17 protein-coding genes and 1 tRNA gene are annotated in these 22,008 nt (G+C 64.5%); 10 read left to right on the forward strand and 8 right to left on the reverse strand.

The window, feature by feature from the left end:
* Positions 1-44: 44 nt before the first annotated feature.
* Together pepN and AC3WJU_RS01835 are read right to left on the reverse strand one after the other, a co-directional pair.
* Positions 45-2,684: an aminopeptidase N gene (gene pepN, locus AC3WJU_RS01830; protein WP_492258989.1), complete on the reverse strand. Its 2,640-nt coding sequence runs from the start codon at positions 2,682-2,684 to the stop codon at positions 45-47.
* 4 nt (positions 2,685-2,688) lie between these two features.
* Positions 2,689-3,732 carry a YeiH family protein gene (locus AC3WJU_RS01835; protein WP_284988188.1) on the reverse strand — a complete coding sequence of 348 codons (1,044 nt, stop codon included), beginning with the start codon at positions 3,730-3,732 and terminating at the stop codon, positions 2,689-2,691.
* A gap of 113 nt (positions 3,733-3,845) precedes the next feature.
* On the opposite strand from AC3WJU_RS01835, the gene AC3WJU_RS01840 reads away from it, so the two are divergent.
* The 3 genes from AC3WJU_RS01840 (at position 3,846) to AC3WJU_RS01850 (ending at position 7,249) form a co-directional block, all read left to right on the forward strand.
* A complete protein-coding gene (locus AC3WJU_RS01840; protein WP_059389248.1) occupies positions 3,846-5,402 on the forward strand; it encodes a circularly permuted type 2 ATP-grasp protein in 1,557 nt (518 codons plus the stop codon).
* A gap of 72 nt (positions 5,403-5,474) precedes the next feature.
* Positions 5,475-6,401: an alpha-E domain-containing protein gene (locus AC3WJU_RS01845; protein WP_078108851.1), complete on the forward strand. Its 927-nt coding sequence runs from the start codon at positions 5,475-5,477 to the stop codon at positions 6,399-6,401.
* The gene (locus tag AC3WJU_RS01850; RefSeq protein ID WP_284988187.1) at positions 6,398-7,249 is read left to right on the forward strand and encodes a transglutaminase family protein; all 852 of its coding nucleotides are present in this window, start codon (positions 6,398-6,400) and stop codon (positions 7,247-7,249) included. The genes AC3WJU_RS01845 and AC3WJU_RS01850 overlap by 4 nt, the downstream gene beginning before the upstream one ends.
* 26 nt (positions 7,250-7,275) lie before the next feature.
* Here the strand turns inward: AC3WJU_RS01850 and AC3WJU_RS01855 are convergent, their stop codons facing one another.
* Both AC3WJU_RS01855 and glgC read right to left on the reverse strand, forming a co-directional pair.
* Positions 7,276-8,727, reverse strand: coding sequence for an SDR family oxidoreductase (locus AC3WJU_RS01855; protein WP_492258990.1), 1,452 nt, complete (start codon positions 8,725-8,727; stop codon positions 7,276-7,278).
* Positions 8,728-8,835: 108 nt separating this feature from the next.
* Positions 8,836-10,218, reverse strand: a complete 1,383-nt coding sequence (gene glgC / locus AC3WJU_RS01860; RefSeq protein WP_059389246.1) for a glucose-1-phosphate adenylyltransferase — start codon at positions 10,216-10,218, stop codon at positions 8,836-8,838.
* A 104-nt stretch (positions 10,219-10,322) separates the two neighbouring features.
* On the opposite strand from glgC, the gene glgA reads away from it, so the two are divergent.
* Complete coding sequence (gene glgA / locus AC3WJU_RS01865) at positions 10,323-11,522, forward strand: glycogen synthase (protein ID WP_284988186.1); 1,200 nt, start codon at positions 10,323-10,325, stop codon at positions 11,520-11,522.
* A gap of 170 nt (positions 11,523-11,692) precedes the next feature.
* Here the strand turns inward: glgA and AC3WJU_RS01870 are convergent, their stop codons facing one another.
* Positions 11,693-13,801, reverse strand: a complete 2,109-nt coding sequence (locus AC3WJU_RS01870) for an acyl-CoA dehydrogenase family protein (protein ID WP_492258991.1) — start codon at positions 13,799-13,801, stop codon at positions 11,693-11,695.
* A gap of 34 nt (positions 13,802-13,835) precedes the next feature.
* Positions 13,836-14,627 carry a TetR/AcrR family transcriptional regulator gene (locus AC3WJU_RS01875; RefSeq protein ID WP_306959669.1) on the reverse strand — a complete coding sequence of 264 codons (792 nt, stop codon included), beginning with the start codon at positions 14,625-14,627 and terminating at the stop codon, positions 13,836-13,838.
* Here AC3WJU_RS01875 and AC3WJU_RS01880 point away from each other — a divergent pair.
* From AC3WJU_RS01880 to AC3WJU_RS01890, 3 genes are read left to right on the forward strand one after another with little or no spacing between them, the layout of a single operon-like run.
* Entirely contained in the window at positions 14,626-15,996 is a 1,371-nt protein-coding gene (locus AC3WJU_RS01880) for an acetyl-CoA C-acetyltransferase (protein WP_059389244.1), read from the forward strand. The genes AC3WJU_RS01875 and AC3WJU_RS01880 overlap by 2 nt on opposite strands.
* Positions 15,997-16,001: 5 nt before the next feature.
* The gene (locus AC3WJU_RS01885; protein WP_306959671.1) at positions 16,002-17,354 is read left to right on the forward strand and encodes a 3-oxoacyl-ACP reductase; all 1,353 of its coding nucleotides are present in this window, start codon (positions 16,002-16,004) and stop codon (positions 17,352-17,354) included.
* On the forward strand, positions 17,351-18,262 hold the full coding sequence (locus tag AC3WJU_RS01890) for a MaoC family dehydratase (protein ID WP_492258992.1): 912 nt from the start codon (positions 17,351-17,353) through the stop codon (positions 18,260-18,262). The genes AC3WJU_RS01885 and AC3WJU_RS01890 overlap by 4 nt, the downstream gene beginning before the upstream one ends.
* Positions 18,263-18,557: 295 nt before the next feature.
* Here the strand turns inward: AC3WJU_RS01890 and AC3WJU_RS01895 are convergent.
* Positions 18,558-18,640 (reverse strand) — tRNA-Leu (locus AC3WJU_RS01895).
* Positions 18,641-18,917: 277 nt separating this feature from the next.
* Between AC3WJU_RS01895 and AC3WJU_RS01900 the strand changes: the two genes are divergently transcribed.
* The gene (locus AC3WJU_RS01900) at positions 18,918-20,222 is read left to right on the forward strand and encodes a M20/M25/M40 family metallo-hydrolase (RefSeq protein WP_059389243.1); all 1,305 of its coding nucleotides are present in this window, start codon (positions 18,918-18,920) and stop codon (positions 20,220-20,222) included.
* 10 nt (positions 20,223-20,232) lie between these two features.
* A complete protein-coding gene (locus tag AC3WJU_RS01905; RefSeq protein WP_492258993.1) occupies positions 20,233-21,393 on the forward strand; it encodes an acyl-CoA dehydrogenase family protein in 1,161 nt (386 codons plus the stop codon).
* A gap of 47 nt (positions 21,394-21,440) precedes the next feature.
* Here AC3WJU_RS01905 and AC3WJU_RS01910 read toward each other — a convergent pair whose 3' ends face one another.
* Positions 21,441-21,674 carry a DUF5703 family protein gene (locus AC3WJU_RS01910; protein WP_059389241.1) on the reverse strand — a complete coding sequence of 78 codons (234 nt, stop codon included), beginning with the start codon at positions 21,672-21,674 and terminating at the stop codon, positions 21,441-21,443.
* Between the two features lie 39 nt (positions 21,675-21,713).
* Here AC3WJU_RS01910 and AC3WJU_RS01915 point away from each other — a divergent pair, with 39 nt between their 5' ends.
* Positions 21,714-21,986 (forward strand): hypothetical protein, encoded by a 273-nt coding sequence (locus AC3WJU_RS01915; protein WP_059389240.1) that lies wholly within the window; start codon positions 21,714-21,716, stop codon positions 21,984-21,986.
* The last annotated feature ends 22 nt before the right edge of the window (positions 21,987-22,008 follow it).

Below are 22,008 nucleotides of genomic sequence, written 5' to 3' on the forward strand. Positions count from 1 at the left end.
TGGTTCAAGGCCAGCAGTCCACCCCGGGATCGCCGGCTCCTGCGTCAGCCCCGCTCGAGCGCCACAGCTTCCCGTTGCGGGGCACCGGCGGCTTGCGCCGCCAGGGCGCGGAACAAATGGCTTCGTTGCTCAATGACGATGCGTCGGAGCGCCCGCGGGGCCGACGTGTGGGTGCCTAGCCAATCGTCCGTGCGTCGAAGCACCGGATGATCTGCCGGCGCCATGCCGGCCTGAAGATCCTGGGCCGAGGGGAACAGCCCCCGGACAATCCGGCCCGCGATCTCGATGCTCCGGGACTGCCATATGTCTTCCAGGCAGTCGAAGTACGATTCGGTGAAGCCGTCCAGGAGCCCGGACGGGGCAAGGGAGAAGCCTGCGATTGTCGCGCCCAGAATCTCGTTGGAGAGCCCGGTGTCGTTGACTGCGGCATTCCATGCGGCCGTCTTGACGTCGGCATCGGGACGGGCAGCCGCGGCCAGTGCATGGCCTTCGCGTCCGGAGGCGGTGTGGTCCAGGGCGAGTTCGGCATCCAATTCCGGGAGCGTGGCCGCTCCGTTCGCTGCCAATGCCTGCCACAGGCTCCACCGGAGATCCGCATCCACCGCCAGCCCGTCCACTACGACGTTGCCGGAGAGAATGCCGCGGAAGAATTCGACGTAGGCGCCATCATGCCGCGACAAGTCTGCCAGGGTCCTGGCCCACGCGAGTTGCTGGTCCGAACCCGGCTCGGAGCTTCGCAACCGCATCGCGCTGGCAGCCATCAGGCCCTCCCGGACCTCATCGCGCTGCGGAGCCGGTACGTAGCGCTCGACGGCGGTCACCGCGTTGCCGAGAACGTTGAGGAGGACGCCGATTCCTGGCTCGGCGGGCGCGAAGCGCTCGACGGCGGCGACGTACAGTGCCGCCGGGGTCACGGCGTCGCGAGCTGAATCCCATAAGGCTGTCCAGCACAATGCCCGGGCCATCGGATCGCTGATCCGGTCCAGGGAGGAACGTACTGTTGCTTCGGACCCCGCATCCAGGCGGACCTTCGCATAGCTGAGGTCGTCGTCGTTGACGAGAAGGAGGGCCGGGCGCTGCTTGCCGGCGAGTCCGCCCACGGTAGTGTCGGCGCCGTCGAGGTCGAGCTCGATGCCCTCGGTTCGGAACAACTGTCCGCCGTCGTCAAAGTTGTAAAGACCTATCCTGAGCCTATGCGGCCGGTGCTCCTGCTTGCCGGTGATGGGGTCCACGGAGTCCTGGCGCAGGGTGACCGCCGCCATGGCATCGCCGCTCCCGGAGATCTCGGCCGCAATGGTGGAGATCCCCGAGGTCTGCAGCCACTGCCGGGCCCAGGTTCCAAGGTCCCGGCCCGATGCCGTGCCCAGGGCTTCCAGGAGGTCGGTCAGCGAGGTGTTGCCGTATTCGTGATCCCTGAAGTAGCGTCGCGAGCCGGCAATGAACGCCTCGAACCCGACGTAGGCCACCAATTGCTTGAGGACGGAAGCGCCCTTTGCGTAGGTAATGCCATCGAAGTTCTGCTTGGCGGCTTCCAGGTCGGGAATGTCCGCCACGATGGGGTGGGTCGTGGGCAGCTGGTCCTGCACATAGGCCCAGGACTTGCGCTTGTTCGCAAAATTCACCCAGGCGGTGTCCCAGTCCGTGGCCTTGTCCACGCCGAGGGTGCCCATGTAGTCGGCGAAGGATTCCTTGAGCCAGAGGTCGTCCCACCAGGTCATGGTCACGAGGTCTCCGAACCACATGTGGGCCATCTCGTGCATGAGGGTGTTGGCGCGGGCTTGGTACTGGGCATCGGTGGCCCGTGAGGTGAAGACGTACTTCTCCGTGAAGGTGACCAAGCCGGGATTTTCCATCGCACCGAGGTTGTACTCCGGCACGAACGCCTGATCGTACTTGCCCCACGGGTAGGGGTAGTCGAAGAGATCGTTGAAGAAGTCCAGGCCGTTCTTCGTCAGCCGGAAAAGCTCCGCGGCGTCGAAGGACTCCTGCATGGATGCGCGGCAATAGAGCGCCAGCGGAACCTCAAGGCTGGTGCCGTCGTCGAGCGTCTTGCTCCAGCGGTCAGTAGCGCGGAAATAGGGACCGGCGAGGACGGTGGTGATATAGGTGGACATCCGCTTGGTGGTGGCGAAGTCCCAGCGGCTCGTAGCCGGGTCGCTGGTCAGTTGCGTCCGGGCAAGCTCTGCGCCGTTGGAAGCCACCTGCCAAGCGGAAGGCGCCATGACGTGGAAGGTGAATTCGGCCTTCAGGTCCGGCTGCTCGAAGTTCGCGAACACGCGGCGGGCATCCGCCGGTTCGTATTGCGTATAGAGGTAGCACTGCCCGTCGGCCGGATCGACGAAGCGGTGCATGCCCTCGCCGGATCGGCTGTAAAGGGCGGTTCCGGTGACCGTGACCTGATTTTCGGCCTGGAGATTGTTGAGGTGGATCCTGTCGCCGTCCACCACCTCGGCGACGTCGAGTCCTTTTCCATTGAGGAAGACGCTGTGCACGCCGCCGTGGATGAAATCCAGGAACGTGGAGGAACCGGGCTCCGCGGAGAAGTCAATGATGCTGCGGCTGGTGTACCCCGGCACGCCGGTATCTGCGGCTTCGCGGACGTCAAGGGAGACATCGTAGCTGTGGGTGCTGATCAGGGCTGAACGGGTGGCGGCTTCAGCGCGCGCCAAGTTGTGATTCGACACCCAGCTATCTAATCATGAGGAAGACTGCGCCCAGGCCCAAGATGGCGATAAGGAACCAGGAGCCAAGCGCGACTAGCGCGGCGCGGCCACCCGTGTGCAACAGCGTGCGGACGCGGACCGCCGAACCCAGCCCGAACAAGGCCGAGGCGAGCAGGATGTCCTGGAGCCCTCCTGCGGCGTCCAGCACGCCAGGACCCAGCCAGCCAACGGAACGGACGGCCACCATCGCGATGAACCCGAGCACGAAGAGAGGGACGATCGGCGGAAACTTACCGCCGTCGTCGTTCGCCTCCGTACCGTTGCGCGACTTCCGCCGCATGGACCATCGTTGCGCAAGGCCCGCCCCGGCCACGATGGGGGCCAGCAGGACCACCCTGGTCAGTTTCACGACGACGGCGAGCGCCAGCGCCACCGGACCGGCAGTCTGTGCAGTCGCGACTACCTGGCCGACGTCGTGCACGGAAGCCCCGGTCCAGGCGCCGAATTGTTCCGGGCTCAGGCCCAAGGGGTGCATGAGCAGGGGCAGGACGCCGATCGCGAGCGTGCCGCAAAGGGTCACCAGGGCAACCGGCAGGACGGTGTCCTGGTGTTTGATGCGGCGTACCGCGGCCATGGCTCCGATCGCGGAGGCACCGCAGATGGAGAAGCCGGTGGCTATCAGAAGGGCGCCTTCGCGGGGAAGCTTTACCAAGCGGGCCAGCCCATAGGTGCCCGCGAAACTGAGGAGCACGACGGCGGCAATCAGGACGAGAGCGAACCAGCCAAGGTCGAGGACATCGACAACGCTGACCTTCAGGCCCAACAGCACGATGCCCGCCCGCATGTGGTGCTTGCCCGCGAAGTCGAGGCCCGGGCGGGCGCGTCCGGCAGCCCATGCCGCCGTGCCCGGTATATTTGCAGCTAACAAACCCAGCGCTACAGCGGCTGTCATGGCAGGGATGGGGGGAAGCAGGGCATGGACAATGAAGGCAAGTCCAGTGGCTGCCACTGCCATGACGATCCCGGCTCCCAATCGGGAGACCGGGGCCGGGAAACGATTGGAGTGCATTCGTCAACCTTGATGCATGCAGGCGCTGAAATGCGAACCGGGTTCACGCTTGGTGTCGCAACATGCAGAACGCGAAATGCGTTCGTAATCGAAAAGGTGATTGTCTGAATCCCATGTCAGAGCTATTCCGGGATTACTCCGAGGCCGCCGCGCGTTCCGGCGCCTACGACGAAATGTTCGCCCCAGGCACCGTTGCCCGAAAGTCCTACGGCCAGGTGGACGGCGCACTTCGCGAGCTTTCGCTTGCGGATGTGAGCGCGCGTGCCGAGTCGATGGCGCGGACCTTCTTGGACCGGGGCGTGACCTTCGATTATGCGGGGGAGGAGAGACCCTTCCCGCTGGATATCGTGCCGAGGGTGATTCCGGCTGACGAGTGGGATGTCCTCGAGCGCGGGGTGGCGCAGCGGGTGCGGGCGCTGGAGGCTTTCCTGGACGATGTCTACGGGCGGATGGCGGTGGTCGCTGATGGCGTGGTGCCGCGGGCATTGGTGACCACGAGCGCGCATTTCCACCGTGCCGTGCATGGTTTCGAACCGGCCGGTGGCGTGCGGGTGCACGTGTCCGGTATCGACGTTGTCCGCGATGCGGCGGGCACCTTCCGGGTGCTGGAGGACAACGTCCGTGTGCCTTCCGGCGTGTCCTACGTGCTGGAGAACCGGCGGGCGATGGCGAAGGGTTTGCCGGAGGCGTTCGGGCAGCAGCACATCCGTCCGGTCGAGGAATACCCGCGGCGTCTGCTGTCGGCGTTGCGGAAGACGGCGCCGTCCGGGGTCGATGACCCCACGGTGGTGGTGCTTACCCCCGGTGTGTTCAACAGCGCCTACTTCGAACACACGCTACTGGCCGGGTTGATGGGCGTTGAACTGGTCGAGGGCAGGGACCTGATCTGCCGCGGTAACCGGGTCTACATGCGCACCACGGCCGGTGAACAGCGGGTGGACGTGATCTACAAGCGGATCGACGACGAATTCCTGGATCCGCTGCAGTTCCGTTCCGATTCCATGCTCGGGTGTCCGGGACTCGTGAACGCGGCCCGGGCGGGCGGTGTGACGATCGCAAACGCCGTTGGAAACGGGGTGGCCGATGACAAGCTGGTCTATTCCTACGTGCCGGACCTGATCCGGTACTACCTGCACGAAGAGCCGGTGATCGCGAACGTGGAGACTTTCCGGCTGGAGGAGAAGGAAGCCCGCGAGCAGGTCCTGGACCGGCTCGAGGAACTCGTGGTCAAGCCGGTGGACGGTTCCGGGGGCAAGGGCCTGGTGATCGGTCCGGATGCTTCACGGGACGAGCTGGACGCCTTGCGGAAGCGGGTGCTGGCGGATCCGCGAGGCTGGATCGCGCAGCCCGTGCTGCAGCTTTCCACCGTGCCCACCCTCTCGGGAGACCGCTTCGGGCCCCGCCACGTGGACTTGCGTCCGTTCGCGGTCAACGACGGCGACGACGTCTGGGTGCTGCCGGGCGGGCTGACCCGGGTGGCACTGAAGGAGGGCTCGTTGATCGTGAACTCTTCCCAAGGCGGCGGTTCCAAGGACACGTGGGTACTCTCCGACTCCCCGCAATTGCCCGCCGTCGAACTGCCCCGTTCCTCCATCACGGTGCGTGAACAGGTCTCGGTCTGGCCCGTCGAAAGCAACTGGCGGGACCGCCAATCGGACCAGCAGCAGTGATCCGTCACGCTATGGTGCCGGAGCAGGATACATTCATCGTCACAACGCAGGACCCGAAGGAGGCACAGCCTCATGCTGAGCCGTATTGCTGAATCCCTTTTCTGGATCGGCCGTTACGTGGAGCGGGCCGACGGAACGGCCAGAATCCTGGACGTCCATCTAGAACGCCTAAACCACCTTCCGCTCGAGGAGCAACGCAGTGTGGCGAGGGAACTCCTGGCTGTCATGGGCGCCCGGCCACAGAGCGAGGAATTCGGCTTGCCGGAGCTGCTGCACGCCCTCGCCTACGACAAGACGAGTGCCACCTCGATTGCCGGGTCCCTGGGGGCCGCGCGTGAAAATGCGCGGCGCGCGCGCGAGACTGTGTCCTCGTCATTGTGGGAGAGCCTCAACACCACCTATTACGGGCTGAACCAGCACCGTAAAGACGTCGTGGGTACGTACCGCTTCTGCAACTGGGTCCTGGAACGCACCGCAATGGTCAGGGGCCTCGCGGACACCACGGTGAGCCACGACGAAAGCTGGCTCTTCCTGGTCCTCGGCCGCTCGCTCGAACGCGCCGACATGACCGCGCGGATGCTCTCCACCCGGGATGTGCTCTCCGCCGGAATGTCCTGGGTGAACATGTTGCGTTGCGCCGGCGCCTACGAGTCGTTCCTTCGGACCCGCCGTGCGGCGTTCGGAGACCAACACGCCGCGGAGTTCCTCCTGCTGGACCGTTTGTTTCCCCGCTCCATCGTCTTCGCCCTGCGCGACGCCGACGAATGCCTGGCCAAGCTGGATCCCTCCGCCCAGCGGGTGGGCTTCATCAACGACGCCCGTCGGATCGTCGGCCAGGCCCGTACCTTCCTTGAGTTCCATCGCACGGACGATCTCATGTCCGAGCTGCCCGAGCACATGGACCGGGTGCAGAAAGCCGTCACGCAGGCCTCCGACGCGATTTCCCGTAAGTACTTCAATCAGGCGGATGAACTGGCCTGGGTGGGAGAAGTTTCATGACCCGGCTGAGCATCGTCCACAAGACGGCCTACAAATACAACCGCCGAGTGACCCTGTCGTACAACGAGGCACGCATGACCCCGTTGACCGATCCGCAACAGGTGGTGCTTGAATCCTCGCTGAAGATCACGCCGTCGCAAGCTGCCGTGAGCACCTACCGTGACTATTGGGGCACCCGCGTCACCGCCTTCGATATGCAGATGCCGCACGAGCGCCTCGAAGTGGTGGCAACCACCACCGTTGAGGTCCACCGGGTGGAGCGGGTCGCCCTGGACGACGAGATTGTGGGCTGGGATGTGATGGCTTCCGACGAGATCCGGGACCAGTTCAGCGACTGGCTGCCCCAGTCGCAGCTCACGGGTCCGGGGGAGGAAGTCCTCGGCATCATTCCCGCCGTCGTCGCCGGCAAGAATCCGCACGAGACAGCCATGGCCATTTTCGAATGGATGCGCGGCGAAATGAGCTATGTGAAGGGCACCACGGGCGTCACCACCAACGCCGAAGAAGCCTGGAACCAGCGTCAAGGAGTCTGCCAGGACCTGGCCCACTTGGCTATCGGCTCACTCCGCAGCTGCGGCATCCCGGCCCGGTACGTGTCCGGGTACATCCATCCGCGGCCCACGGCAGAGATCGGCGAAACCGTCGCGGGTCAATCCCACGCGTGGCTGGAATGGTGGGACGGCGAATGGCGCAGCTGGGATCCCACCAACCACAAGCCTGCCGGAGATCTCCACGTCACCGTGGCGCGGGGCCGGGATTACCGGGATGTTCCGCCCTTGAAGGGGATCTTGTCCGGGGGCGGCGGCTCAGGCCTCACCGTCACTGTCGAGATAACCCGGCTCACGTAGCAGGACCGCGGCCCTCCGCCTGGGATTTACCAGGGGGAAGGCTTGTAGTCCTTCAGGAAGACGCCGTACTGGTCTTCGCCGTTTTCGCCCATGACGATGGGATCGTAGACACGCGCCGCTCCATCCACGAGGTCGAGCGGCGCGTGGAAGCCTTCCTCCATTAGCCGCACTTTGGTGTAATGCGGGCGTTCGTCCGTGATCCATCCGGTGTCGACGGCGGTCATCAGGATCCCGTCGCTGTCCAGCATCTCTTGTGCACTGGTCCGCGTCATCATGTTCAACGCGGCCTTTGCCATGTTTGTGTGCGGGTGCCCGGGGCCCTTGTAGGCGCGGGAGAACTGCCCTTCCATGGCCGAGACGTTCACGATGTATTTCCTGCGTGCCGTGGAACGCTTCATGGCCCCGCGAAGCCGACTCACCAAGAGGAACGGCGCCGTGACGTTGCAGAGTTGAACCTCAAGCATCTCCAACGGGTCTACTTCGTCCACCACCTGGGTCCAGCTATTGATGGCCGCGAGGTCGGGAACCAGGCCGCCGGCGTCGATCGCGGTGCCTGTCGCTATCCGCTCCAACGACGCGGAGCCCGTGGACAGCGCGAGCGAGGTAATCGCATCTCCCGCGAGCACGGGATGTTCCGTGACGCTGTGGGTGATGGCCAACGGGTGTTTGTCGTGGGCATGCCCGAAGGTGACGAGTTCGGGGCCGCCGTTGGCTGCCTCCAAGGCCTCAGGCAGCGGCTCGTCCTCGGCATCCACCAAGGGCTTGTACGCATTCCCCGAACGCCGGACGGTCTGGGCGGCGTTGTTGATGATGATATCGAGCGGGCCGGCTTCGTTGAGGGAATCGGTGAGGGCCATGACCTGTGAGGGGTCCCGGAGGTCGATGCCCACAATCCTGAGCCGGTGCAACCAGTCAGCACTGTCTTCCATGGCGGCGAAGCGTCGTGCCGCGTCTTTGGGGAAGCGGGTGGTGATCGTCGTGTGTGCGCCGTCGCGGAGCAAGCGGAGGGCGATGTACATGCCGATCTTGGCGCGCCCGCCCGTGAGGAGGGCGCGGCGTCCGCTGAGGTCGGTGCGGGCATCGCGCTTGCTGTGGCTGAAGGCCGCACATTCCGGGCACAACTGGTGGTAGAACGCGTCTACCTGCGTGTAGTGCTGCTTGCAGATGTAGCAGGGCCTGGAACGGATGAGGTGGCCGGCGATTTCGCCCGTCGCCGAGGTTGCCAGCTTGTTGCCGCGGGTTTCGTCGTCGATCCTGTCCGGGGCCGCGGTGGCGGTCAGTGCGATGACGGCGCGGTCGGCTTCCGCGATCTCGTCCCGTTTGGCGACCCGGCGATGCCGCTTGACGGCTTTGAACATCTTTCCCGTGGCACGACGGATTGCGACGTAGTCCGGGTGCTCCTCGTCGTAGGCGTGGATGGTGTTCAAGACCTTGAGGCAGGCCTGGATTTCTTCAGGCGTCAAATCGGCGGGGCTCATTGGGTCAATTTTACAGGGTCAGGCACAGCAAAGCCTCCCGGGCAACAGAGGCTGGAGGCCTGCTGTCGGCCGGGAGGCCGGGGGCTATCCTGGTTCCGGTGTTCCGGGTCAGACCTCTACCGAGTCCGCCTGGATTTTCGTGACCTGCTCCGCGGAGTCCCTGATGTCGGGGAACTTCTCCGTGGCAGCCTTGATTGCTTCCGGCACCGAGCGGCGGTACTCGGCAGCCAGGGCAAGCTCGGAACCGTCAGGCTCCGGTACTACCTGACCCTTGGCGAGTACGGTGATTCCGGATTCGGTGACCTTGAAGCCGCGCGCGCGGTCGAGGTCGGCATCCAATCCAATGGCGGCCCCGGCAGGAACCTTCACGTTCTTGTCGATGATGGCCCGCTTGATGACGGCGCCTTCACCGATGCGCACCTTGTCCATCAGCACCGAGTCCTGGATCCTGCTGGCCGGTCCAACGTAGACATCGTTGGAGAGGACGGATCCTTCCACGATTCCTCCGGAGATCACCGAGCCGCTGGCCACGATGGAGTCCAAAGCGGTGCCGACCGTGTTGTTGTCTCCCCGGACGAACTTGGCCGGCGGAGAGATGCTCTGCCGCGTGTAGATGGGCCATTCCGAGTTGTACAGGTTGAACACGGGGACCGGGGAAATCAGGTCCATGTGGGCGTCATAGAACGAATCGATGGTTCCAACGTCACGCCAGTAGGTGCGGTCGCGGTCGGTGGATCCGGGAATGTCGTTGAGCGTGAAGTCGTAGACGCCGGCCTCACCCTGGGACACGAAATAGGGGATGATGTCGCCGCCCATGTCGTGCTTGGTGTCCAAGCGCTCCGCATCGATGCGAAGTGCTTCCACCAGGGCATCGGCGTCAAAGACATAGTTGCCCATGGAAGCAAGGAACTGCGAGGGATCGGCGGCGAGGCCTTCCGTTTCAGCGGGCTTTTCCACGAACGCCGAGATCTTCTGGGGATCGTTCTTGTCGACCTCGATGACGCCGAACTGGTTGGCCATGTTCAGCGGCTGGCGGACGGCCGCAACCGTGGCCTTGGCTCCGCTCGCAACGTGCTGTTGAACCATTTGCTGGAAGTCCATGCGGTAGACGTGGTCCGCTCCGACAACCACCACAATGTCCGGGTTGGCGTCGTGAATCAGGTTCAGGGACTGGTAGATGGCATTCGCGCTGCCGAGGAACCAGCTCTTGCCCACGCGCTGCTGGGCCGGAACCGAGGCGACATATCTTCCCAGCTGGGTGGACATCCGCCAGGTCTCGGAGATGTGGCGGTCAAGACTGTGCGACTTGTACTGGGTCAGCACCACGATCTGGAGGTACCCGGAATTGACCAGATTCGAGAGAGCGAAATCGATCAACCGATAGCCCCCCGCAAACGGCACCGCAGGTTTTGCCCTGTCTGCCGTCAATGGCATAAGGCGGTTTCCTTCGCCGCCTGCCAACACAATTGACAATACTTTCTTCAACGCCATGGTGTTTGCTCTCCCTGTACGTCTTTGTAGCCCCCGAAAAAAGCCCGGGTTGCCGGACCCTTTCACACTAGAACACATACTCCGGAAGGACTACGTTAGGTAGCGTGCGCGTAGACATTGTGACTAAAGAGTTTCCACCCGAAATCTATGGCGGGGCCGGTGTGCATGTTGCCGAGCTCAGCCGCGTCTTGGCGAAGCACGTGGATCTGCAGGTGCGCGCCTTTGGCGCGCCCCGTGATGCGGACTTCCACGGGGCAACGGTGACGTCGTATTCCACACCGGATGATCTGGGCGCGGCCAATGCCGCTGTCCAGACCCTTGGCGTGGATTTGCGCATCGTGCCGGACATCGCCGGAGCGGACCTGGTCCATTCCCATACCTGGTACGCCAACATGGCCGGCCACCTGGCGTCCCTGTTGCATGGGATACCCCACGTGCTCAGCGCACATAGCCTGGAGCCGTTGCGCCCATGGAAAGCGGAGCAGTTGGGTGGCGGCTACGCGTTGTCCTCATGGGTTGAAAAAACCGCCTATGAGGCTGCCGCCGCTATCATCGCCGTCTCGGAAGGCATGCGGAAGGACATCCTGCGCAGCTATCCGAACGTGGATCCCGCCAAGGTCCGCGTGGTCCACAACGGCATCGACGTCGACATGTGGCAGCCGGACGAAGGCGAAGACGCAATCCGTGCCCTCGGCATCGACCCCGCCAAGCCGAGTGTGGTCTTCGTCGGGCGCAACACCCGGCAGAAGGGCGTTCCTTACCTCCTGAAGGCTGCGGCCAGCCTGCCCGACGATGTGCAGCTTGTGCTGTGCTTGGGCGCGGCGGACACTCCGGAACTCGCGGCCGAAACGGCCCGGCTCATCGAGGAATTGCAGGGCAAGCGCGAAGGTGTCCTGGTCATCGAACGCATGCTTCCGCGGCATGAGCTCATCCAGGTCCTCAGCCATGCCACGGCCTTCGCCTGCCCGTCGATCTACGAACCCCTCGGCATCGTCAACCTTGAGGCCATGGCATGTGGCGCAGCCGTGGTGGCCAGCGCTACAGGCGGCATCCCCGAAGTGGTTCAGCACGGTGAAACAGGACTGCTGGTGGAACTGGAGCAGGTCACGGACGGTACCGGCACCCCGCTGGATCCCGAAAAGTTCGTCGCAGATTTCGCCGCCGCCCTCAACGAGGTGGTGTCCGATCCTGCGCGAGCCAAGGTCATGGGCGCCGCGGGCCGCGTCCGGGCGGAGGAACACTTTTCCTGGGAATCGATCACCGAAACAACCCTTGAGGTCTATCGCTCGGTCCTCACCCAGTAGCCCACCAGCCCAACTGACTCGCAGTAAGTGTCGTTATGAGGGCTCATAACGACAACAAATGCGAGTCAGTTGGGGAAGAACGACGGCGGCGCCGCACCCCCGCTGAGGGGTGCGGCGCCGCCGTCGTTAAAGGATTCGGCAGATGTTCACCGGCCGGTCACGGCAGGATGCTAGCTGGATTTTCTTCCCTTCAAGGCGAGGAGGCTCTTCTCCTCGGCGGGTGCCTCGCCGCTAGCCCTCTGCGCCTGGAAGTAGCCCCGGGCTTCGTCCTGGCGTTCCTTCTCGGCCCCCGAGGCGATGGCCGCCCGCAAGTGCTCCGGACCGTAGCCGAAGGAATCGACCAGGTCCAGGGCGTGGGGACGGATCTTGACGAGCAGCCTGTTGATGTAGGCCCCCACAGTGCGTCCGCGCTGCATGGAGAGGCGGCCGTTCATGAGGTACCAGGACAAGTGCTTCTCAATGAGCGAAAGGCCGAACAGGTCGCGGAGCCAGGTCAGTACTCGCAAGGTGCCCGGATCGCCGACCTTGCCAAGGGCTTCCGTGAACGCTTCCCATTGCAGTAGCTCGGCGTGGGCCTGGGCGGCTTCAATCAGATCGTCCTGGTGCTGGTTGAACAGGGCGGCGCCTTGGTGCTGCGGAAGCTTGTTCGCACCCTTGAGCGCCGAACCGACCTCCGCCACCATGGACTGCACCCGGTCCGTCAGGAGCGTGCGTTGGCCTTCCTCGTCCCGCAGGGCCAAAGCAGCCTTCTGGACTGATCCGGTGTCCGCCACGAACTGCGCCACTTGCCGCAGGCCGGTCCGGTTGATGGCGACGTCGGCAGCCTGGGCAGCGACGAAGCGGGCCAGCACGCCAAAGTCGACATTGCGGAGCTCTTTGGCATAGTCCGCCAGGAGGCGCTTAGCCACGAGCTGCAGAAGCACGGTGTTGTCACCTTCGAAAGTGGCATAGACGTCCAGGTCCGCACGCAGCGAGGCGAATCGGTTCTCGATCAGGAATCCGGCGCCGCCGCAGGCCTCGCGGCACTCTTGCAGGGTGTCGAGGGCGTGCCAGGTGCTCATGGGCTTGAGGGCGGCGGCCAGGGTCTCGAGGTCCTGGCGGTCGGCGTCAGTGTCGTGCCGGCCGGAGAAGACGTCGTCGAACTTTTCGAGCAGCTGCTCATGCGCGAAGCTCGCCGCAACGGTGGTGGCAAGGCGAGTGAACAAGCGGCGCTGGTGCCGCTGGTAGTCCAGCAGTACTTCCTCGTCCGTGGGGGATGAGGCGTTGAACTGGCGCCGTTCGGCGGCGTACCGGATGGCTGTCGTCAAGGCCACCTTGCTGGCTGCGACTGCGGCTCCGTCGAGGGAGACCCGGCCTTGCACCAAAGTACCGAGCATCGTGAAGAAGCGCCGTCCCGGGCTGGCGATCGGCGAGGTGTATTCGCCGTCGGGGGCGACGTTGCCGTAACGGTTGAGCAGGCTGGTGCGCGGGACGCGGACGTCGGTGAAGTGGAGGCGGCCGTTGTCGATCCCGTTGAGCCCGCCCTTGATGCCGTCGTCCTCGCCGCCGATTCCGGGCAGGAACTCTTTGGTGTCCGGGTCCCTCAGCTCGACATAGAACGCGTGGACGCCATGGTTCACATTGCGGGTGACCAGTTTGGCGAATACGACGGCGGCCAGGCCATCCTCGGCTGCGTTGCCGATGTAGTCCTTCCACGCGGCGCGGAACGGAGTGTTGATGACGAACTCCTGGGTGGCCTCGTCGTAGGTGGCCGTGGTGGCAATGCTCGCAACATCGGAGCCGTGCCCGGTTTCGGTCATGGCGAAGCAGCCGGGGATCTCCAGGCTCATGATCCCGGGCAGCCATTTGTCCTGGTGCTCTTTCGTGCCGAGGTGCATCACGGCTGAACCGAAGAGGCCCCACTGGACGCCGGCCTTGATCTGCAGTGATGGATCGGCAGTGACGAGCTCCTCGAAGCCGGCGATGTTGCCGCCGTGGTCATCCGAACCGCCCAGGCTGGTGGGGAAAGCCCGGTGCACGGCGTTGTTGTCCACGAGGTACTTGAGCTGCCCGAAGACGCGCTTGCGGTGCTCGGTATGCGTCAAGCCTTCGATCTTGTGCACCTCGGGGCGGCCCGCGAGGTCACGTGCCGTGTGCCGGATGTGGGCCCACTTGCCGAGCAGCAGTTCGCCAAGGGCCGCTACGTCCACCGTGGGGGCGGGCTCAACTGGCTGTGTGGTTGCAGCCGTTTCCGCGGCCACCCGGTTGCTGGAGGAGGTGCGGTCCACTACTTCAGTCATGGTCATTCCTTCTTTGGTTCCGAACAACGTGGAGTCATTGCTGATATTCAGGGGAGTTGATCTTGAGTTCCGGGGCGATTCCCACGCACAGCCAATCGGTGATCCGGGCCGCCATGGTTTCCTGGTCGGGCTTAGCGGGGGAGGCGGGACTGCCGAGCCACCTCTCGCCGGCATTGCGGACAAGCCCGATGGCGGCGGTGGGCCAGTAGTCGATCAACGCTTCCTTTTCCGCCCCCAGGTGTTCCCGCATGGGCCTGGCGATCATGGCGCTGATTGATTCGAAGAAGTGGCCAAGGGCTCCCGAAGCTGCGATGGCGTCTTGCGCCGATGGTTCCCCTTGCGAGAGCCGCGTGATGAACGCGTAGACGGCGGGGCTGGACTCCGCCATCTGCAGGTACGCGGAAACCATGGCGAACAGGCCTTCGCGGGGAGTTTGAGCGCTTTCTGCCGCTTCCTTCATTCGTCGTTGCATTTGTCCGAGGACTACTTCGCCCATGGCTTGCTGCAAGCCGGCTTTGTCCCCGAAATAGCGGTAGTACACCGACTTGGAGGTGCTGGCCGCGGTCGCGATGTCCTCCATGGAGGCGTCGCTGCCCAGTGCATGGACGGCTTTGCGGGCGGCCTTGATGAGTTCCCGCCGGCGTTCTTCGCGGTGGACCTGCCAGCGGGCGGCACGGCCGTCGACGGCGGGAGCCTCGCTGTCCGCGGGGGGCGGGGTCACGGCGTCGCGGTCGGCGGGAAGTCCTGGGCTGGGGATGTTCACGATACTCAGCGTATCAGGTACGCTGGGTATCAGTAACCCGATGTGATCTAAGGAGCAACGCATGCCTGCAGCAGCACATTCCGCGAGCGCGCCACACGAATCCCCGGTAGCCCCGGGTACAGTCCGCAAGGCAGTGGTGGTTGGCGGGAACAGGATCCCCTTTGCCCGTACCGGGGGCGCCTACACCAAATCCTCGAACCAGGACATGCTGACGGCTGCACTGGACGGGCTGATCGCACGCTTCGGCCTTCAGGAGGAACGGATCGGTGAAGTCGCAGCCGGAGCTGTCCTGAAGCACTCCCGCGACTTCAACCTGACACGCGAAGCGGTGCTTGGCTCGGCCCTTTCGCCGGAGACACCCGCCTACGATCTCCAGCAGGCGTGCGCCACCGGCCTTGAAACCGTCCTGGGCCTCGCCAACAAGATCAAGCTTGGCCAGATCGACTCGGCCATCGCCGGCGGCGTCGACTCTGCCTCCGATGCCCCGATTGCCGTCAGCGAGGGCCTCCGCGAGGTCCTGCTCGACCTCAATCGCGCCAAGTCCCTGCCCGATCGGCTCAAGGTCCTCTCGCGGCTGCGTCCCAAGGACCTCGCCCCGGATGCTCCGAACACAGGGGAACCGCGTACCGGCCTCTCGATGGGAGAACACCAGGCGCTGACCACGGCCCAATGGAAGATCAGCCGCGAAGCCCAGGACGAGATCGCGTTCAACAGCCACCACAACCTCGCCGCGGCCTACGATCGTGGCTTCTTCGATGACCTCGTCACTCCATACCGCGGGCTGAGCCGTGATTCGAACCTCCGGCCCGATACGTCCATGGAGAAGTTGGCCACCCTCAAGCCCGTCTTCGGCAAGAGCCTTGGCGCGGAGGCCACCATGACGGCCGGCAACTCGACTCCGCTCACGGACGGCGCCTCCACGGTGCTCCTCGGCACTGAGGACTGGGCTGACGCCCGTGGCCTGCCCAAGCTGGCCGTCGTCGTTGACGGAGAGGCGGCCGCCGTCGATTTCGTCCACGGCAAGGACGGACTCCTCATGGCCCCGGCCTTTGCGGTACCGCGACTCCTCGCACGCAACGGGCTGTCCTTCGAAGACATCGACTTCTTCGAAATCCACGAAGCCTTCGCGGGCACCGTCCTGAGCACGCTCGCCGCATGGGAAGACGAGGAATTCGGCCGAACCAGGCTGGGACTGGACGGTGCGTTCGGCAAGATCGACCGCGCCAAGCTCAACGTCAATGGCTCGTCCCTCGCCGCCGGCCATCCTTTTGCCGCCACTGGAGGACGCATCGTGGCTTCGCTGGCGAAGATGCTCCACGACAACGGCCCGGTTGACGGCCGCCCTGCGCGCGGACTCATTTCCATCTGCGCTGCCGGAGGGCAGGGCGTCGTCGCGATCCTCGAGGCCTACTCCGCTCCGGAAGGTCGGTAACCGGCATGACGGACAAATACACGCAGTTTGTCAGCCACGGGATCGGCAAGGACCTGGCCAAAAAGCTCGGACTGCCCCAACCTGCCGTGCTCCGGAGGTACAAAGAGGGAGAGCCGCTGGTTCCGGGTCCGGTCCTGGTACTCGGGAGCGGCAACGGCAGAACCGCCGGCTCCGACGACTTGGCTGCCGCCCTGGCGGGCTGGGGCCTCGACGTTCGGCGTTCCGCCTTGCCCAAGGAAAAGCTGGGTGCGATCGTCCTGGTGCTTGACGCCGTCGAGCATCCGGAAGAGCTTGCCGGACCGGTTCTCACTGCGGCTCCGTCGCTCCGCGATTTGGCCCCGGGCGCGCGGGTGGTCACGATCTCCCGCACCTCGGCGTCCGCTGCCACCCCGGCTGTTGCCGCCGGCCGTCAAGGCGTCGACGGGCTGCTGCGTTCGCTCGCCAAGGAACTCCGGGCGGGTGCCACGGCCAACGGCATTCTCCTCGGGGACGGTGCCGGCACCACGAGCCCGAGCACGCTCGGCGCGCTGCGCTTCTTCCTGTCCGGCCGGTCCGCGTTCGTGGATGGTCAGTTCTTGACCGTTACCTCAGGCGCCGGCCAACTTTCCGCCGACCCCGACAAGCCCTTGGCCGGGAAGGTCGCCGTCGTGACGGGAGCCGCCCGTGGGATCGGCGCGGCGATCGCACGGACGCTGCACCGGGACGGCGCCCGGCTCGTGGTGGTGGATATTCCCGCGGCGGGTGACCACCTCGCCGCCGTCGCCAACGAGGTTCATGGCACTGCCCTGCAATTGGACATCACGGCCGGGGACGCCGGGAGGCGGATCATCGACCACGCCGTGGAACGCCATGGCGCGCTGGACATCGTCATCCACAACGCGGGTATTACCCGGGACAAGCTCCTGGCCAACATGGATGAGGGCCGCTGGAATTCCGTCATCGGCGTGAACATCGCCTCGCAGTTGAGAATCAACGAGGCACTCCTTGGTGCGGACCAGCTCCACAAAACCCCGCGGATCGTATCCGTGGCCTCTACGAGCGGCATCGCGGGCAACCGCGGGCAGACAAACTACGCCGCATCCAAAGGGGGAGTGATCGGCATGGTGAGGGCCACGGCGCCCTTGCTGGCTGAACGCGGCAGCTCCATCAACGCCGTCGCGCCCGGCTTCATAGAGACAGACATGACCGCCCGGATCCCCTTCGCTACCAGGGAAGTAGCCCGCAGGCTTAATTCGCTGCAGCAGGGAGGCCTGCCCGGCGACGTGGCAGAGGCAATCGCGTTCCTGGCATCGGACGAGGCCGGTGGAATCACGGGAGAAGTGCTCAGGGTCTGTGGACAGAACCTGGTGGGTGCATGACTACGGAACAACCGCTCATCCTGGGGGAACTGCCGTCCCTCTCTAAGCTGTATGTGAACGCGGCGGCGACGGCGGCACGGCGGAGGGTGATGGGGTTCCAGGCAGCCATCGCGCTGCCCCACGGGAGCCACGAGGTCCGCGGGGTGCGGGCCGACGTCGCGAACCTCACCGCCTACCAGCACCTGATCGGGGAGACAGCGAGTGACGCACTGCCGGCGGGCTTCATCCATGCCCTTGCGTTCCCGGTTGCCATGAGCGTGCTTAACCGGGACGACTTCCCGCTTCCCTTGCTGGGGATGATCCATTTGAAGAACCATGTGGAGCAATTGCGGGCAGTCCAGTTCAGTGAGCCGCTCGACGTCCGGTCCTGGGCAGAGCACATGCGCGGCCACAGGGCTGGAACCCAGCTGGACGTCGTCGCCGAAGTCCGGTCAAGCAACGGCGGGGCCTTGCTCTGGCGCGGCGTCTCGACGTACCTCGCCAAGGGGGTCTTCCTTCCGGGAGTCGACAAGGCCGCCGCGGCCGCCGCTCCACCGGAGTTCAGGGCGCCCGCACCAACCGCCGTCTGGCAGCTCGGAGTGGATACCGGCCGCCTGTACGCCGCCGTATCCGGGGACTTCAATCCGATCCACTTGAGCCTGCTCTCGGCCAAGGCGTTGGGCCTGCCGCGGTCGATCGCGCACGGCATGTACCTTGCGTCCCGGGCCTTGGCTGACGTGGGCTCGGTGAAGTCGGAAGCGTTCCGGTGGGACGTGAACTTCGAGGCGCCGGTGTTCCTTCCGGCGCGGGTGGCCCTGGAAATCGGCACGGTCCACTCCGCGTCAGGCTCGTGGGAGCGTTCGGACTACGTGGCCTGGAACCCGCGAAGCGGCAGGAGGCACTTCAGCGGATCCGTGACGGCGCTGTAGGGCGCCGGTTTCGGGTTCCAGGTTCAGGGGCAAGCTTCAGGGTCACGGTCCAGGGTCCAACAACAACTACGACGACGGCGGTCACCCACGCGGGCGGCCGCCGTCGTCGCGCCTGGCGGAGCCGGATTCAGAGCCGGGTCCCGGAGCCGGGTTCGACGGCGGATTCATTGCCGGTGGTGAATTCCCGGTAATGCAATTTAATAAATGTGATGAACGCCGCATTAGCGTCCGAAAAGGCAAATTCAGGTTAAACAAACAAGGCCTGGAATTCTCAGAATTCCAGGCCTCGCAATTGTGCGCGGAGGGGGACTTGAACCCCCACCCCCTTTCGAGGACTAGCACCTCAAGCTAGCGCGTCTGCCATTCCGCCACCCGCGCAGGTGGTGTTCGGAGCGTTCGTTCTGCGCCTCTCGGCGCTTCTCTTTCCTCCGAAGCAGCGAGAAAAACTCTAACACGGTTTCTGGGAAATAAAAAAACCGGAGCTCGAGACGGCGCTGTCAACGGCAATTGGGCCTCGCCAATCCGCGCCAAAACGCGGGAAAGCGCGCGGCCAAACGGGCATGCGGTGGGTAGGCTGGGGGAAGCGCGCGGGGAGCGTCCGCACCATCTGCCTTCCCGCCGGAGTACGTCCATCCCAGCCAGCAAGGAGAGTTCCATGACTGATATCCGACCCGAGGACGAAGTAGTCCGGATCTGCCAGGAACTCATCCGCATAGACACCTCGAACTTCGGTGACGATTCCGGTCCTGGCGAACGCGCCGCAGCGGAATACACGGCGGCGCTTATTAATGAAGTTGGATTGGACGCGGAAATCTTCGAGTCGGCTCCGGGCCGGGCCAATGTTGTCACGCGCATGGCCGGGGAGGACCCCTCGGCCGGCGCCCTGGTGGTGCACGGCCACCTCGACGTGGTTCCGGCGCTCAAGGACCAGTGGTCCGTGGATCCCTTCAGCGGCGAACTCAAGGATGGACTCATCTGGGGACGCGGCGCCGTGGACATGAAGGACATGGACGCCATGATCCTCGCGGTCATGCGTGACTTCGCCCGGACGGGACGCAAGCCCAAGCGCGACATCATCTTTGCCTTCTTCGCCGACGAGGAAGCCGGGGGCAACCACGGCGCGCGCTACGCCGTCGAGCATCGCAGGGAACTCTTCGACGGCGCAACGGAAGCGATCTCCGAGGTAGGTGGGTTCTCGGCCACCATCGGGGGCCAGCGCACCTACCTGCTGCAGACCGCGGAGAAGGGACTTTCCTGGCTGCGCCTTGTGGCGCACGGCCGTGCCGGGCACGGCTCGCAAATCAACACCGACAACGCGATCACCCGCCTGGCCGGGGCAGTCACGAGGATCGGCGAATACCCCTGGCCGATTGAGCTGACCCCCACTACCCGTCAGTTCCTCGACGGCGTGACGGAACTGACCGGCGTCGAGTTCGATCCGGACAATCCCGAGGCCCTGCTGAAGGAACTCGGCACCGTCGCCCGCTTCGTCGGAGCCACCCTTCAAAACACCTCGAACCCCACGCTGCTGAGCTCCGGATACAAGCACAACGTCATCCCCGAATCGGCCGAAGCGCTGGTGGACTGCCGCACGCTCCCCGGCCAGCAGGAGATGGTCTTCGAAACCGTCAAGAAACTCGCCGGAGACGGCGTGGAGGTCAGCTACGTCAACAAAGACGTGTCCCTGGAAGTGCCGTTTGCCGGCAACCTGGTCGACGCCATGATCGATGCCTTGCACTCGGAAGACCCCGGCGCCAAAGTGCTGCCCTACACCTTGTCCGGCGGCACCGACAACAAGTCGCTCAGCAAGATCGGCATCACGGGCTACGGATTCGCCCCGTTGATGCTCCCGGAGGAACTCGACTTCACTGGCATGTTCCACGGGGTCGACGAACGCGTTCCTGCCGATTCGCTCAAGTTCGGGTCCAGGGTGCTCAACACCCTGCTCAGCAACTACTAGGGAGAACGCCTTGACCCCCGAAGAGATCCTGCCGGACGAGATGCTCCGTCGCATCCGGGACCGCGCAGCGGGGTACGACCAGAACAACTCGTTCTTCCACGAGGATCTTGAGGAGCTCGCCGCGGCGGGATACCTGAAGATCTTCGTCCCGGAGTCCGACGGCGGACTGGGGCTCGGGCTCGAAGCCGCGGCGGCGCTTCAGCGCCGGCTTGCCACGGCTGCCCCGGCCACGGCGTTGGCCGTCAACATGCACCTTGTCTGGACCGGCGTCGCGCACGTCCTGGCGAGGCGCGGCGACGGCTCCCTCGACTTTGTGCTGAAGGAGTCCGGACACGGCGAGGTCTTTGCCTTCGGGATTTCCGAGCCCGGAAATGACTCCCTGCTCTTCGACTCAGGGACCACGGCGGAACCGCAGCTGGACGGCGGGTACAGCTTCACCGGGCGGAAGATCTTCACGAGCTTGTCGCCGGCATGGACCCGCCTCGGCATCTTCGGCAAGGATGGCGGCGCACGGGAGGGGAGTGGTGAGCTGGTTTTCGGCTTTATCCAACGCGACGCACCCGGCCACGAGACACTGAATGACTGGGACACCCTGGGCATGCGGGCAAGCCAATCGAACACCACGCTCCTCCACGGCGCCATGGTGCCGCCGGAACGGATCTTCCGGAAACTGCCCGTAGGACCCAACCAGGATCCGTTGATCTTCGCGATCTTCGCGTGCTTCGAAACGCTGCTTGCCGCGGTCTACACAGGCATCGCGGAGCGGGCATTCACGCTGGCGGTCGAGGCCGTCAAGCGCCGTACCTCGGCCAAGTACGGGGGCCGAAGCTTTTCGCAGGACCCGGACATCCGCTGGAAGATTGCCGACGCCGCCATGGGAATGGATTCCATCCAGCCGCATTTGGCGTCGGTGGCCCGTGACGTGGATGCCCTGGTCGATCACGGGTCGCAGTGGTTTCCCAAGTTCGTGGGGCTCAAAGTGCGGGCCACGGAGAACGCCCGGACCATCGTGGACGTGGCGATACGAGTTTCGGGAGGCTCCAGCTACTTCCGGGGCTCCGAACTCGAACGGCTGTACCGCGATGTGCTGGCCGGGATCTTCCATCCCTCCAATGAGGAATCCGCGCACACCACAGTTGCCAACGCGTGGCTTGGTCCGCTCGAAAGCTGAAACGCTCGAACACTGGAGCGGGGACCCTGAAATAACGGCCGTGCTGCTTACACGGTGCGCTGTACGTTGAGTACTCTGCGGCGCAGCCAGAACCGGCGACCGCCGCCGATATAGAGGATGCTCCGCTCCAGTTCCCACTTGCCGTATTCGGAGTGCTCCACGAGCCGACGCCGCGCCTCGGGCAAGGAATCGTCAGGGCTGACAGTCAGTACGAGGTACTCGTACTGCCTTGCGTAGTCCCGCTGACGCTCCACTGAACTGCTCAGAAATTGTTCTCTCATCCCTCTCCATTTTCGTCTTTTTCGGGCTAACGTGAAGTCATGAGCATCGATCCGCGTGTCGCGCTTCAGTCATTGACAGCAGCCTTGGAAGAGCACCTGATTGCCGCTTCCGCCCGCCGGGGCGAAGGAGATCCCACTGTGGAGGCAGCGTTTTTCGCCGTTGCAGATGCCTTTGAGGTATATGAGGACTCACTATACGAGGCCTACTCGGAAGTCACACCACTTCAGGTGTTCGACGACGATGAAGAAGATGACGACGAGGACAACAATGAACTCCTCGACGAAGACGAGCTGGAGATCCTCGACCAGTAAGCCCGATCAGTAATGCCCGAGT

The sequence above is a fragment of the Arthrobacter sp. FW306-1B-F12A genome (assembly GCF_058781865.1).